Source organism: Rhodanobacter koreensis, from assembly GCF_054782855.1.
Genome location: NZ_BAAGRR010000002.1, coordinates 1,286,578 through 1,300,758 on the forward strand (window position 1 = coordinate 1,286,578; position 14,181 = coordinate 1,300,758).

A 14,181-nucleotide genomic window follows, 5' to 3' on the forward strand; every position below is an offset into this window, starting at 1 on the left:
CATCACGCAGCAGGAACACGCCACTCCTGGAGGATTCACGCGCGTGACGTCACCTCGACGTCCGGGCATGTGCCATCGGGTGTCGTTGCCATCCTCCGCACACATGACTTTTATACCGAGACTGCTTAAAGCTCGCGCACCACGCGAAAACCGACACGGCCGCTGCGCACGTCGCTGTTGGTGCCCTGCCGATAGGCGGAAACATCCTGTTCCGGCGAACTTCCCCAGGAACCACCGCGCACCACGTGGGCGGTACAGCCGGGGTTGAGCCAGGCCGAGCCGTCGCCGGGCGCACGCATGTAATTGTCGTGCCAGCAGTCGGCCGCCCACTCCGAAACGTTGCCGTTGATGTCGTACAGGCCAAAGGGATTGGGCGCAAAGCTCATCACCGGCGCCGGGCCCCAGTAGCCATCGCGGTAGCCACGGAAGGCGTGGCTCCAGCGGCGGCCGCTGCGCGAGCGATCGCCCGAACCGGTGAGGTTCTCCACCGGATGCGTCGGCACGCCGTTGCCCCACCAGTAGCGGGTGGTGGTGCCGCCGCGCAGGGCGTACTCGAACTCCGCTTCGCTGGGCAGCCGGTAGACCTTGCCGGTGCGCTGGCTGAGCCAGTCGGCGTAGGCCTTGGCATCATTCCAGGAAATGTTCACCACCGGCAGATTGTCATCGGCCTTGTGGCCGGCGTAATCGTCCTGCCAGCTCGCACCGGAATCGTCGCGCATCGCACCGCTGCGTTCGTCGTACACGCTGGCGCCGCCAAGCTTCACCGAATCGGGCACATAACCGCTGGCGCGCACGAATTCGCGGAACTGGCCTACGGTGATCGCGCTGCGCGCCATCGCAAACCCCTTGTCGATGGTCACCGCATGCTGCGGCATTTCGGCATCGATGCGATCCTCGTCGCTGTCCGACGCACCCATCTGGAAACTGCCGGTGGGGATCACCACCATCGACGGGGTCTTGCCGGGCAGATCGACATAGCGATCGGTGAATACCTGGCCGGGCTTGTAGCTGGCATACAGGCGCGCATTGGTCAACTGCTCCTCGAATGCCGCGAGCGCCGCCAGATTGGGATCGATCACCCGTGCCTGTTCGGCCAGCTTGCTGGCCAACGCGACATTGCCGGCATCCAGGGCGGAATGCGCCTGCGTCAGCACGCCGGCAGCGCGCTGCTCGCGCATGTCGTTGACACGCTTGCGCACATCCTGCATCTGCTGCGAGCCGGGGCGGATGGCATCGGCTGCCGCCAGCTGCTTGTCCGCGCCCGTGAAATCATTCTGCGCCACCGCGGCCAGGGCACGGTCGAGTACGGCGCGCTGCACTTCGAAAATGCCCTGCTCGGCCACCGCATTCTGCGGGTCGAGCTGCTGCACTTCGCGATAAAGATCCAGCGCGCTCTCGCCACTGGGCTGGTCCACCTTGCCCTGCTGCAGCAGGGTTGCAGCCGTGGCCAGCATCGGCCGCACCGTGGCCAGGGTCTTCAGGGCTGTCTCGAGCTGGGCCACATCGTCGGCGACATCCGGCAGTGTACGCAGCGCGCCGAGCAGATCCTTCGCGGAATCGGCGTCCCCTGCCGCGATGTCCTGCTCGATCTCCGCGACCAGGCGCACGTGTACATCGAACAAGCCCTGCGCGGCGCGGCGACTGTCCGGCTTTTCTTTCAGCGCTTGCTCGTACAGTGTGGCGGCGCTGTCCTTGTCGCCGACCAGTTGACCGGCATGCAGCGCCTTGGCTGCACGCGAAAGCAGCTCGCGTACGGCAGGCGGATCGGCACTGAGCTGTTCGGGCAGGTGTGCATTCCTGCCGCTGCGTGCCGCGATCACCGCCGCGGGAGCCAGCGTCAGCGGCGGCCCGGCGTTGAGCTCGGCGATTGCCGATGCCCGCTCCGGCTGCTGTGGGCTGCCCGGCAACGCCGCGCCCAGCGACATCGAGCGACGCGGCGCTTCGGCCGGGTTGACGTGGAACACCCGCGGAAAGAAGTGATAGGTCAGCGCACATCCCAGCACGATCACGCCGAGCGCCCCACCGAGGGTGCGCTGACGATGCAGGGTCGCGTTACTCGGCATGGATGGGCGTCCTTGGTGTGGCCTGTTATCGTGCGCTGCTCACCATAGGCACAAATCGCCGACAGGGCAATGCACGCCCTGCGTCTTTCCAAAGGAATACCGATGTCATTGCCCGAGACGGCCACCGCTGACTGGATCGATCACCGCGACGCGCTGCAGGCGTGGCTCGCCGCCGTGCCCGCGGACGCCGCCGTTGGCCTCGACACCGAGTTCATGCGCCGGAACACGTTCTATCCTCAGCTGGCACTGCTGCAGCTCGGCTGGAATGGCCGCCATGCACTGGTCGATCCGCTTGCGTTCGATATCGGCGATGTGTTGCAGCCGCTGCTCGGCACCGGCCCGGCGATCACCGTGATGCACAGCGCCAGCGAGGACCTGGAAACCCTCGCGCCGCTGTTGCCGGATGGCCCGCGCCTCCTGTTCGACACCCAGATCGCCGCCGCTTTCGTCGGCATGGGCCTGGGCATCAGTTATCGCGCCCTGGTCGCCGAACTGGCCGGCGTGGAACTGGACAAGGGCGAGACCCGCTCGGACTGGATGCAGCGCCCGCTCACTGATTCGCAGCGCAGCTACGCCGCGCTGGACGTGGTGTACCTGAAAACCATCCACGAGCAGCTGGTCGAACGGCTGCACCAACGTGACCGCAGCGCCTGGCACACGGAGGATTGCGAACGCCTGAAACGCCGTGCCAGCCATCGCGACGGCGATCCGCAACCGCAACGCGCGATGCGCGGTGCCGCCGACTGGCCGGTCGCGCAGCAGGCCCTGCTGCGCCGCCTGCTGTTGTGGCGCGACCGCAGTGCACGCCGGCTTGATGTGCCGCGTCCCTGGCTGATCGACGACACGCTGGTGCTGAGTCTCGCGCAGCAGCTCCCCGCCAGCCTCGCCGAACTTGAACAGCGTAGCCGTGGCCAGCGCGCCCTGCGCTCTGCCCAGCGCGGCGAACTGTTCACCTTGATCACCGCAGCGGTCAGCGCCGAGGAGATCGCTGCCACCGCACGCATACCCGGCCATCCGCAGGGCGAAGCGAAGAAAGCACTGGCTGCGATGAAACAGCTGGTCGACAGTCTCGCCGGCGAACTCGACCTGCCGCCGGGCTTGCTGTGCCCGCGCAAGGCGCTGGAGGAATACGTGGTCACCACCGAATGGCCCGACCTGCTCGACGGCTGGCGCCATGGCGTGCTGCACGACCGCCTCGCCAGCCTGCTGCCCGGCTGAGCCCAACCGCACAGGTCTTGGCGAACCCCTGCGCACGCTGCTAACATTTGCGGCTTCCGTGGGGCGGTAGCTCAGCTGGGAGAGCGCCACGTTCGCATCGTGGAGGTCGTGGGTTCGATCCCCATCCGCTCCACCACGGAATGTTTCACCAGCGTCACGCAAGACCCAGGAAACCGCGCTACGGCGCGGTTTTTCTTTGGTCTAACGTCCCGGAAGGCTCCTCACAGCGTATCGCCGGGCAACCCGCCTGCCACACGCTGATGTTATATCTGCGCGCTTTGACTCATCGCGCCGAGCCTTCCACTGCGAAGGAATCGCCATTGCCACCCACATCGTGCGCACGTGCGAGGAACAGTCCGCTGGATCCGGTTATGCGTCCGGTTGTTAGCCGGACCCCGCGCAGATAAGCTCCCGTCGAATCAGGGTGTTGCGTCGGGACTTCCGAATGTGGCCAAGGATGTATAGCCGGACCCGCGGGTCCGTTTATTAGGTAGTTAGAGGGCGGTGAGAATGACCTTTTTGATGTTGTTTTATCTAGCCTTCGCTGCGCTCATGTTTTTCCCGCTTCTCGGCGTTTGGTTCTTGGTTAGGCATATGCCTGATTCCAAGCGCACGCTCATTCTTGTCGCTGCCGCCACGCTTCTGCTTACACCGTCTTGGGGTCCTGCAACTATCACTGTGGTCCTTGTCCCGTTTGGGCTCTTGTTCATCGTTACGTTATTCACTTGGTCATGGGGTGAGCTCGCGGGGCTGGTGTGCCTGTTTCCGGTCTGGCACGCAATAGCTTTTCCGGTCACAGCTTTGATTTCTTACTTGGTGGTTCGCAAGTGGCCCTCTAACAATTCGTTCAAGGCGGACGCCTCCGGCGCCGCTTAACTCCAGCGTTAGGCTTCACATGAAATTTCAGATTCCACCGATGAATCCATGGAAAGATGTGTTGGTGCATCTGGCGCTCTGGGCCGTTTTGCTGTCAATTCCGTCAATCTTCTATTCGTTCTTTCCAAAGCCAGACTTTGATGCCGTTTTGAGGGTCCAGTACCCCAGCCAAATTGCCCTAGTAATGGGTGGCAAGGATTCGTTCGGTGGCAACACAACGTATTCACGCCGATCCTACTTGCTTATCCCGTCTATGTTTCACGATCCAAAATTCGTACAAATTTTGCAAACAAACTCCGAACCTCCAAAAGTGGTCGAGCACAGAGGTTCATTTCTGATAACGCTGGTCATCTTCGTGGGGCTGTGCTGTTTTTATTTTTGTAAACGTTGGCGTACCCAGTTGGGTGATACCTAACTACTCGTCCAAGAGGACAGCTTCGCCGCCGCTTGACTCCAGCGTCAGGTCGCGGAACTAGCCTGCGTACGACTAGAGTATTCGCATGAAATCTCCATTTCCTTCCGCACAAGAGTATTCAGCGCAGACAGCGCGCTACCCTGCATTGACCGTCGTCGACATTCGCGCGGAACAAGCCGCAATAGCCGAGTCGTATAGCAACCACGTTCTGGTCGACGTCAACGCCGACTGCATGCGGTTAGCAGTATTCGAGGGCGAGTATCGCTGGCACCAGCATCCAGATTCAGACGAGCTATTCTTGGTGGTGGCAGGAACGCTACAGATCGATCTCGCGGGTGGTAATCGCTTAGAACTTACCGAATGGCAAAGCGTTGTCATTCCGGCAGGTACAGTGCATCGAACACGCGCCGTCGGACGCACAGTCAACCTCACCTGCGAAAAAAATGGCGCACAGACAGTGTTTGTCGAGACAGCCGCCTAACAATTCGTTCAAGGCGGACGCCTCCGGCTCCGCTTAACTCCAGTGTTAGCCTCCTTACAATCCCTGGGATACAAATGAGACGCCTTCTTTTCGTTGCATTGCTCGCAATCTCGTTCACGGCCAGCGCCGTCGTTATTCGCAGCGACGTCAAGGATGCCAAATATCGAGTTCCGGCTTCGGCATTCCCCGCGCTGGTCGACATGCCTGGTGAAGGACATGGCGTCCTAATTGCGCCTCAATGGGTCGTAACCGCAGCTCACGCGGCGCCAATGCAAGGCATGGAAGAAGACGTAACCATCGGCGGTGTGGCGCGTAGGGTCAAACGTGTCATCACGTATCCCGGCTACAAGGGACTGCCTGAAGAGCTGGTCAAGCAGGCCTTGGCATCCGGCGATTTCTCCAAGGCGCATGCATTTCTTGCGTCGTCCAACGATATCGCGCTGATCGAGCTTGCGTCGCCGGTGACGGATGTAACTCCTGTCCCTCTCTATCGCGGGAACAAAGAGGTGGGGATGACCGTAGAGCTTGTGGGCAAGGGCGCCACGGGCAATGGCACCGAAGGTCAGGATCCTCACAGCTCGCATCGCACCGTCTTGCGCCGTGCCTTCAACGTGATTGTCGGTGCCGACGCCCGCTATGTTTGGTATCGATTCGACCCGCCGTCGTCCGCCCTGCGACTTGAAGGCATCGCAGGGAGCGGCGACAGCGGCGGCCCCTTGCTCATCGGGGACGGGAGTTCACGGCAACTCGTCGGCCTGGCCTCTTGGAGCAAATATCCACCGGGCCATCCATTTTTGAGCAAATATGCGCCGGGTCGCCCATTCGTGGAGGGCCTCTACGGCGAAATCGTGTACGGCGTCCGCATCTCAAGCTACATCCCATGGATAGAAGGCGTGATATCTGTACCCGCGAGCGCCCGTACTCAGCTTCAGCCAGCGGACGCGCTACGCGCGCCACTGATTTCGGGCCTTAGGCGGCACAGCACGACTCCCGATCGCTGATCCCTGTCGCAGGAGCCATCGATGCCGAACTCGCTGAAGCGGAACGCAGTAGTGGTCACGGCTCTCGCGATGGTTTCGTGGTGCGCGTTCATGTTCGCGAAGCATGATCCGGACCTTCGGCCAATAATTCCTTTCGGCGACGATCCTTATGATGCAGTCAGCTCATTCGCCGTGCTTGGCGGGGCACTGCTCGCCGCGGTCTCTCTCTTCCGCGCATTCCGCCCCAGGCGAACCACGGCTTCAGCCGCAGTGGAGCTTTACCTCCTGCGTTCCGAGGCTGCAATCGTCCTCACCGTTTACGTCATGGTCGCGAGCGACGCTATCGCGATGGCGCGTCATCCGTCCGCATGGCTTGGCGTGGCTGCGGGAAATGAGCTTGTCGCACTGATCATTGGCATGACCGTCCTCGCTACCGGCACACTGTTTCTGATCAAGCGGTCCAGTCGAAATCCTCGCGCGGCCGCTCCACCATTGTGGGGAAAGGCGGCCCTAGTCACCTCCGCATGCACTCTGGCCCTCTCCTTCTACCCAGAGGGGCTGATTTCGGCATTCCTTCCTCACCTGCTAACGATCGTCTTCGGCGACGTGATTCTCTTCGCTCCGATCAGTTTTTTCCTCCCAGCGATATTGCCGGGGAAAGGGAGTGTCGCTTCGGCCGACGCGCCTGACCGGGGTCCGGTCGGATGGGTGCGATGGGGCTTCGCCCTGCTGGTCGGGATCGGACTGGGTTTTGTTATTCTCGCAGGCGAGATGAGCGAGGGCGGACCACCCGCGGGTCGTCTCCTGCTCGTCGCTGCGGTTTATCTCGGCCTCACTGTCGTCGCAATCCTTATCGCTTATGCGTTTATGGCCAAACCGATCGGTCTCGCGTCATAGAGCGCATGCTGATCCTCGTTGCGTGTCGCAATGGACGTTCAGTTGTCGAGAAGCGAGTATTTCCGGTGGCAGTTGCGGTCTGGTAGCTGTCGGCCAATTGTCGCCTAACTACTCATTCCAGCGGATGCTCGTCCGCTGCGCGGCTTCGCTCCACTAAATTCAGGCGTTAGAGCCTCATGTCGCGAGTCCGAATCCCAACTTGGCTTTTCGTCGTCTGCTCCGTCGTGCTTGGTATTGTCGGTTCGCTCATGGTGGTGACGACGTTTAGGTTGCCTGCTTTTTTCACACCCTGACGAAGTAGGGAATCGCCATCAGCGCCACGCCAATGGCAATCAGCAGCACGGTGCCCGACACAAAATAGGGAAACACCATGAGTGCCAGTCCGCATACCAGCGGAACGATCGCCCGCTGTTTCTTGCCGTAGATGAAGAAACCGAGTCCGACCGAGCCGAACAGGACGCCCCACAGCAGTGTCGATGCGTTCAAGGCAACCTCGATGCTTTCGGTCCGGATGGCCAGATCGTACTCCAGCTCCGGCCGCCCGATCCTGCCTGCCGGCCCGATGACATGTGCCGACATGCACTTCTCCGGGAACCGGGCGGCGTGCCAATCTCCCCGTCGGGAATCTACCTGCCGAGATTCACTTTCTGGCTGCGTGATGACGTGCATCGCACACCGTCGCGCCAGTCGCATGCCCGGGATGGGAGTACTTCATGAAGTCCACCGGATATTTTGCTTTCGCGGCCTGCTGTGCGCTTGCGTTGCCGTTGTCGGCACTTGCTGCCGCCACGGGCGCACCGGCGTTCCAGCTCGGCGACCTGCAGAAGATCGTGAACCTCGGCGAGCCGCAGATCTCGCCCGACGGCAAACGCATCGCGGTGATCGTTTCCACGCCGGACTGGAAAACCGACAAGAGCAAGCAGGAGCTCGACCTGGTGGATGTGGCCAGCGGTACGCGCCGTGCGCTGACCTGGAAACGCGAGGACATCTCGTCGCCACGCTGGTCGCCGGACGGCACCCGGCTGGCCTTTCTCGCCAAGGATGCGGACACGAAGGAAGACCAGCTGTTCGTGATGCCGATGGACGGTGGCGACGCGCTGCGTGTCACCGAGATCAAGCATGGCGTGGATGCGTACAGCTGGAGTCCGGACGGCAAGCAGCTCGCCTTCGTCAGTGCCGATGAAGCAGCCAACGCCAAGGCCCTGAAACAGCATGACGATGCGTTCCAGGTGACCGACAACCATTTCCTTACCCGCACCGCGCTCACCCCCTGGCACTTGTGGGTGGTGCCCAGCGCAGGCGGCACGGCCAGGCGACTCACCCAGGGCAGCTACAGCCTGCAGACCGACCAGCAGGACGATGCACCCGTGCCGGCATGGAGCCGTGAAGGACGCAGTATCGCGTTCACCCGCTTCCCCGGTCCGTATTGGGGACCGTCGTTCCATTCGGTGATTGCCGCCGTGGATACCGGCGGCGGCGAGCCGCGGACCCTGGCAGCCGCGGAGGGCTCGACCGATGTCATGTATGCGCCTGACAGTGACAACTTTGCCTTCATGCGCCCGCGCGACGGCGACCAGAACAACGGCAATGCCGTTTATGTCACCGTCAACGGCAGCACCCGCGATGTCACCCAGGCGCTGGCACGCAACTTCAACAGCTACGCCTGGCTGCCGCGAGGCAAGGGTTTGCTGCTGGCCGGCGAGGAAGGCACCCATGCGGCGCTGTGGGAACAGCCGCTGTCGGGTGCCGCGCACAAGCTCGACCTTGACGGAGTGGAAGCCGGCACCGAGGTCAGCGTGTCGAAGACCGGTGTACTGGCCTTCGTCGGCACCACCGCGACGCATCCGGGCGAGTTGTATGTGATGGATTCGGTCAGCGCGAAACCGCGCCGGCTCACCGACATCAATGCATTCGTCGACAACCTGGCGCTCGGTCGCACCGAGTCGATCGAATGGCAGGGACCAGACGGTTTCCACGAGGACGGTGCGCTCACCTACCCGGTCGGCTACCAGCGCGGCCAGACCTATCCGCTGGTACTGGTGATCCACGGCGGCCCGGAGGCTGCGTCAACAGTGAAGTTCTCGCCGCTGCCTCAATTGCTGGCAGCCCAGGGCTTCGTGGTGTTCCAGCCGAATTACCGTGGCAGCACCAATCTCGGCGATGCCTACCAGCACGCGATCTTCCGCGATACCGGCGTGGGTCCGGGCAAGGACGTGATGGCAGGCGTGGACGCGGTGCAGAGGCTCGGCATCGTGGACGCGCAACGCATCGGCGTCACCGGCTGGTCGTACGGTGGCTACATGACCACCTGGCTCACCGGCCACTATCCGGTGTGGAAGGCGGCCGTGTCCGGCGCCGCCCTGACCGACTGGGTCATGGACTACACCGTGTCGTATTACCAGACCGGCGACACCTATTTCTTCGGCGGCTCGCCGTGGACGGCGAAGGACCACGACATCTGGCGTGAACAGTCGCCGATCGCCTATGCACACAACGTCACCGCACCGACCCTGATCATGGGCGACGTCGGCGACCCCAATGTGCCGCTGGTGAACAGCTACGAGTGGTACCACGCGCTGCGCGACAACGGCGTGCCGGTGGAGTTCTACGCCTACCCGGTCGACACCCATTTCCCGAAGGACATCGTGCGTACCACCGACGTGTACCGGCGCTGGGTGGGCTGGATGACGCAGCATCTGAGTGACCCGAAACGCGATCCACAGCCACACGCCCCTTGAGTTCTTCACCTGCGAATCAGCACCGGCAGCATGGAGAGCTGCCGTACCTGATCCTCAGGCAGGCGAATGGCGACCGGACCAGGGCTGCACATGAATGCCTCCTGGTACGGTGCCGCGGATGACGCTCCACGTCCAATCTGAACCTGGCCGACCATGCCAGCAGACGGCCAGGACATGCCAGTGACCCTGGTGCGTGCACACGGATGCGCCAACTCCGGCGATTGCCGGATCGAGACTGGCCTTGGCATGACCAGTGCTTGAGGTTACGGTGGAGGCGGTGCTGTTCCGGCGGAACCCGTTCGATCCATAATGGCCGGATCGACCGGCCATCCGAGATGGGGATGCCGCAGCACGAGGGCAAACTTGCCGCAGAGGCGGCAGTGGCCAACTACTGCACGAATCGTGCACTTGCAGTTCCGCAGGAGTATCGCAGGGCGGGGGAAGGCAAATGGAGAGGCTTGTCACAGTACCGGCATCAGATCGCCATTGGCGGTCATGGATCGGTTTTGTGCTGAGCCTGCTATGGCTGGGTCTGGCCCACGCTTCCACGCCATTGAACGGCGCCTGGCGCGAAGTCAGCACCGGCGACACGCCGCAGACCGTGCTGGACGAGTACCACAATGGCCTGCTGCAGAGTTTCAATCCATCCCTGCTCGAACGGTTCCCGCATGGCGCAAAGGGCAGCTGGGTGGTCATCGCGCCGCAACCGCCGTGGGACAACCGCGAACGCGTGCTGACGATCTACCCGCCTCCGCTGGGTGCGGTCACGGTGTATGAACGCGATCAGTCCTGGACGCTGGCGCTGGACGACTTCAGCACCCCCATCCATGGGCATGGTCGACTGGCATGGCGCATACCCGCCGACCAGGCCGCGTCGGAGCCGATCCTGCTGAAGTTCGAGTCCACGGAGACGCTGAGCGCGCCGGTGAGTTTCAGCCTGCTGCCATGGGCTGACTACATGCAGCAGGATGCGCAATGGCTGGTGTTCGCCAGCGCCTGCTTCGCGGTAATGCTGGCCATGGTGCTGATGGCCTTGTGCTTCGCACTGATGCTGCGCGACATCACTTATGCCTGGTATGCCGGTTACGTGGTCTGCTACGCGCTGATCCAGGGTATCCAGACAGGCTTCGTGTTCCATCCGCTGGGATGGGCATGGCTGTCCGGCATGATCGTGACTGCCGGCTCGGTGGCGGTCGCGTTGTCGGTGTCGTTCGCTGCACTGTTCATGATGCGGTTCTGCGAACTGCGACGCTACGCCCCCCTGTTGCGGGTGCCGATCGTGGCATTGTCCATCGGCATGATCCAGCTGGTGCTGATGCGCTTCAGCCAAATCCCCCTCTTGATCGAAGTGGCGCAGGTCCTGCTCAATCCGCTACTGATGATCGGCGCGACCCTGCTGCTGACTGCCGCGATCGTCGCAGCCGCGCGTGGTTCGCGCCAGGCGTGGTTCTTCCTCGTCGGCTGGACACCGCTGCTGTTGCTCACCGCGATGACCAGCTCCCAGGTCAACGGTGCGCTGCCTCAACTGGGCTGGCTCAACGATGCCAGCCTCGCCGGCGGCGCGTTCGAGGCCGTGGTGCTGTCGCTGGGACTGGCCGATCGCGCATTGCGGTTACGCCACGATCGCGACATCGTGCGCGTGCTCGCCGATCATGACGCGCTTACCAACATACTCAACCGGCGTGCGTGGAGCGAACGCGCAGGCGTGTTGCTGGCATGCATGCCTCCACGACCGATCGCCCTGCTGTTTCTGGACCTCGATCATTTCAAGCTGCTGAATGATTACCGGGGCCACAATACCGGCGACCGCGCACTCGTCGCCGTGGCCAAGTCCCTGCTTGCGGAGTTGCGCCCCGGTGACCTGCTCGGTCGCTACGGCGGCGAGGAGTTTGTCGCCCTGCTCGACGGCGCCTCCGCGCAGCAGGCGATGCAGGTCGCCACCCGCTTGTGCCGACGCGTGCACCGGCTGGAAATCCCGGTGAGCGAAGATGCGCAACTGCTCAGCATCAGCATCGGCATCGCCATGCGGCAGGACGGCGATGACGTGGAATCACTCGTCGAGCGCGCCGATCAGGCGATGTACGATGCCAAGCTCAACGGACGCAACCGGGTAAGCCTGTACGCCGGCAGCAAGCTGATAAACGTGTCCTCGCGCCGGCTGCTGCACGTGGTCGAGACGCGCGAGCGCGACCATTGAATGTGACGGTCGCGCTCAACGCTCGGCCAGTTCCCGTGCCGCCGCCACCACCTCGGCCTCGCCCGGCAGCACCAGCAACGCCGCGCCTGCCAGCGGCGTGAAGGTATCGGCGCCCACCACGCGGCGCATCGGCGTGGCGCCGCAACCGCCCTCGACGATCGCGGTGATCACGCCCTCGCCCACGCCGGCGCTCTTGCGTCCCTCGTCCAGCACCAGGATGCGTTTAGCCGTCTTCGCCTGGGCGGCGATGAACGCGTCGTTGAGCGGCGCCAGCCAGCGCAGGTCGATGACACGCACCTTCCAACCCTGCTCTTTCTCGATGGTGCGTGCTGCGCGCAAGGCCATCGGCACACCGTTGCCGAAGGTGAATACCACCAGGTCGTTCGCCATATCGTCGTAAATGCGGCCTTCGCCTAGGGTCATCGCCGCACCGGGCGCCGGATAATCGAACTGCCACTGGCCATCGCCGGCCTCGTGCAGATCCTTGGTCATGTACAGCGCGATCGGTTCGAGGAAGGCGCAGACGCGGCCGTCGACCTTGGCCAGCGCCATCATCGTGCGCAGCATCGTCGCCGCATCGTCGCCGCGGCTGGCGCAGCCGACGACGAGACCGGGAATGTCGCGCAGCGCGGTAATCGAATTGTCGTTGTGGAAATGGCCGCCGAAACCCTTCTGATACCCCAGCGAGGCGACGCGCATCACCATCGGATTGCGGTACTGGTCGTTGGAGAAGAACTGCAGCGAGGCCGCCTCGCCGCGGATCTGGTCGCAGGCGTTGTGGAAATAAGCCAGGTACTGGATCTCCGGCATGGGCAGCATGCCCATGTTGGCGTAGCCCTGGGCAAGGCCGAGGATCATGGTTTCGTCCAGCAGCGTGTTGAATACGCGGCCACCCTTGAAGGTCTTGTTGAGGCCCTTGGTAACGGTATACACACCACCCTTCTGCGCCACATCCTCACCGAACAACAGCGCCTGCGGATACTTCGCCAGCAGGTCATGCAGGGCCTGGCCGATCTGGATCGCCAGATGCCGCGGCGGCAGCTTTTCCGGCAGCTTCGCTTCGCCACCAAATACAGCCAGGCGCCTGTCGGCGTAGTCGTCACGCTCGGCTTCTGCCTTCACCGCGGCCGGCGTGTACGGCGCCAGCGGCTTCATCACATCGGCCAATGAGGTAAGCCGATGCCGTGAATCCGCATCTTCGGCTGCGGCGAAGCAGCGCTTGCGGGTCGCCTCGTAGAGATTCAGCAGCTCGTCCTTGCTGTACAGGCCCGACTCCAGCGCAATGGCCGCCGAGCGCAGCAGCGGATCGGTCGCCTCGACCGCGAACAGCTCCTCGATGCTGCGCCACTCGATCTCGAAATCGGTGCCGGCATGGCCCATCACACGGGTGGTCTTCAGATGCAGGAAGGTCGGCCGGCGCGTCGTGCGGCAATGTTCCACCGCACGCTGCACCTGCGCGTAGCCTTCAGCCAGGTCGAGGCCGTCGGCAAAGAAGTAGTCCAGGTTGGAGCGCTGCTGGAAGTTGCTGGCGACCCAGCCGGCCGGCGTCTTCACCGAGATGCCGATGCCGTTGTCCTCGCATACGAACAGCACCGGTGCCGGCAGCTTCTGGTACGCCGTCCATGCCGCGGTGTTGAACGCGGTCTGTGCACTGGCATGATTGCTGGACGCATCGCCAAACGAGCAGATCGTGATGCTGTCATCGGGTATCGGCAGTTGATGACCGATGCGCCGCGCCTGCTCGATCGCCACCGCCGTGCCGAGCGCCTTGGGCAGGTGCGAGGCAATTGTCGAAGTCTGCGGCAGCACCCACAACGGCTTGCTGCCCCATACCTTGTGGCGGCCGCCGGACGCCGGATCGTCCTTGCTGGCGGCGAACGACAGTGCCGAATCCATCACAGGATCCATCCCCGGCAACTTGCGGAAGCGCTCGGCCATGAAACCGCCGGAGCGATAATGCAGGAACGCCGGGTCGGTATGCCGGGTCAGCCGCGCCACCATCGCGTTGCCTTCGTGACCGGAACTGCCGATGGTGTAGAACACCTTGTTTTGCACGCGCAGCACGCGCGCCATCAGGTCGAGGTGGCGCGAGATCAGTTGCGATTCGAGCAGTTCGCGGAAACCACGTGCATCCAGCGCGCTGCCCGGCAACACCGGTTCATTGTCCCTTGCGGACTCCCGTCGGTCGTCACGCGGCGCGGCATGTGCCTCGCCCTGCCACAGTTGCACGAACTCGATGAAGTTCTGATCGACGATCTCGGCACGATTGAAGCCCTTGTGGCGGGCGCTGATGGCAAACGGAAGGGACATGGTAGT

The 14,181-nt window shown here is 63.0% G+C and carries 10 protein-coding genes and 1 tRNA gene; 8 read left to right on the top strand and 3 right to left on the bottom strand.

Features of this window, described 5'->3' with window-relative positions; translation table 11 throughout:
* Positions 1-125 precede the first annotated feature (125 nt).
* Positions 126-2,063, bottom strand: a complete 1,938-nt coding sequence (locus ACYVKM_RS11695) for an SUMF1/EgtB/PvdO family nonheme iron enzyme (RefSeq protein WP_460877757.1) — start codon at positions 2,061-2,063, stop codon at positions 126-128.
* A gap of 102 nt (positions 2,064-2,165) precedes the next feature.
* Between ACYVKM_RS11695 and rnd the strand changes: the two genes are divergently transcribed.
* The 6 genes from rnd (at position 2,166) to ACYVKM_RS11725 (ending at position 6,930) form a co-directional block, all read left to right on the top strand.
* Entirely contained in the window at positions 2,166-3,281 is a 1,116-nt protein-coding gene (rnd, locus tag ACYVKM_RS11700) for a ribonuclease D (protein ID WP_460877758.1), read from the top strand.
* A 60-nt stretch (positions 3,282-3,341) separates the two neighbouring features.
* Positions 3,342-3,417: transfer RNA gene (locus tag ACYVKM_RS11705), tRNA-Ala, on the top strand.
* 759 nt (positions 3,418-4,176) lie between these two features.
* Positions 4,177-4,572, top strand: coding sequence for a hypothetical protein (locus ACYVKM_RS11710; protein WP_460877759.1), 396 nt, complete (start codon positions 4,177-4,179; stop codon positions 4,570-4,572).
* Positions 4,573-4,657: 85 nt separating this feature from the next.
* Positions 4,658-5,053: a cupin domain-containing protein gene (locus ACYVKM_RS11715; protein ID WP_460877760.1), complete on the top strand. Its 396-nt coding sequence runs from the start codon at positions 4,658-4,660 to the stop codon at positions 5,051-5,053.
* A gap of 74 nt (positions 5,054-5,127) precedes the next feature.
* Entirely contained in the window at positions 5,128-6,054 is a 927-nt protein-coding gene (locus ACYVKM_RS11720; protein WP_460877761.1) for a S1 family peptidase, read from the top strand.
* A 21-nt stretch (positions 6,055-6,075) separates the two neighbouring features.
* Positions 6,076-6,930 (top strand): hypothetical protein, encoded by an 855-nt coding sequence (locus ACYVKM_RS11725; RefSeq protein WP_460877762.1) that lies wholly within the window; start codon positions 6,076-6,078, stop codon positions 6,928-6,930.
* Positions 6,931-7,212: 282 nt separating this feature from the next.
* On the opposite strand, the gene ACYVKM_RS11730 is transcribed toward ACYVKM_RS11725, so the two are convergent.
* Positions 7,213-7,509 carry a hypothetical protein gene (locus ACYVKM_RS11730; protein ID WP_460877763.1) on the bottom strand — a complete coding sequence of 99 codons (297 nt, stop codon included), beginning with the start codon at positions 7,507-7,509 and terminating at the stop codon, positions 7,213-7,215.
* 134 nt (positions 7,510-7,643) lie between these two features.
* Between ACYVKM_RS11730 and ACYVKM_RS11735 the strand changes: the two genes are divergently transcribed.
* Together ACYVKM_RS11735 and ACYVKM_RS11740 are read left to right on the top strand one after the other, a co-directional pair.
* Positions 7,644-9,668, top strand: coding sequence for a S9 family peptidase (locus tag ACYVKM_RS11735; protein WP_460877764.1), 2,025 nt, complete (start codon positions 7,644-7,646; stop codon positions 9,666-9,668).
* Positions 9,669-10,116: 448 nt separating this feature from the next.
* Positions 10,117-11,865 carry a sensor domain-containing diguanylate cyclase gene (locus ACYVKM_RS11740; RefSeq protein WP_460877765.1) on the top strand — a complete coding sequence of 583 codons (1,749 nt, stop codon included), beginning with the start codon at positions 10,117-10,119 and terminating at the stop codon, positions 11,863-11,865.
* Between the two features lie 15 nt (positions 11,866-11,880).
* On the opposite strand, the gene ACYVKM_RS11745 is transcribed toward ACYVKM_RS11740, so the two are convergent.
* A complete protein-coding gene (locus ACYVKM_RS11745; protein WP_460877766.1) occupies positions 11,881-14,175 on the bottom strand; it encodes a thiamine pyrophosphate-dependent enzyme in 2,295 nt (764 codons plus the stop codon).
* Positions 14,176-14,181: the final 6 nt, after the last annotated feature.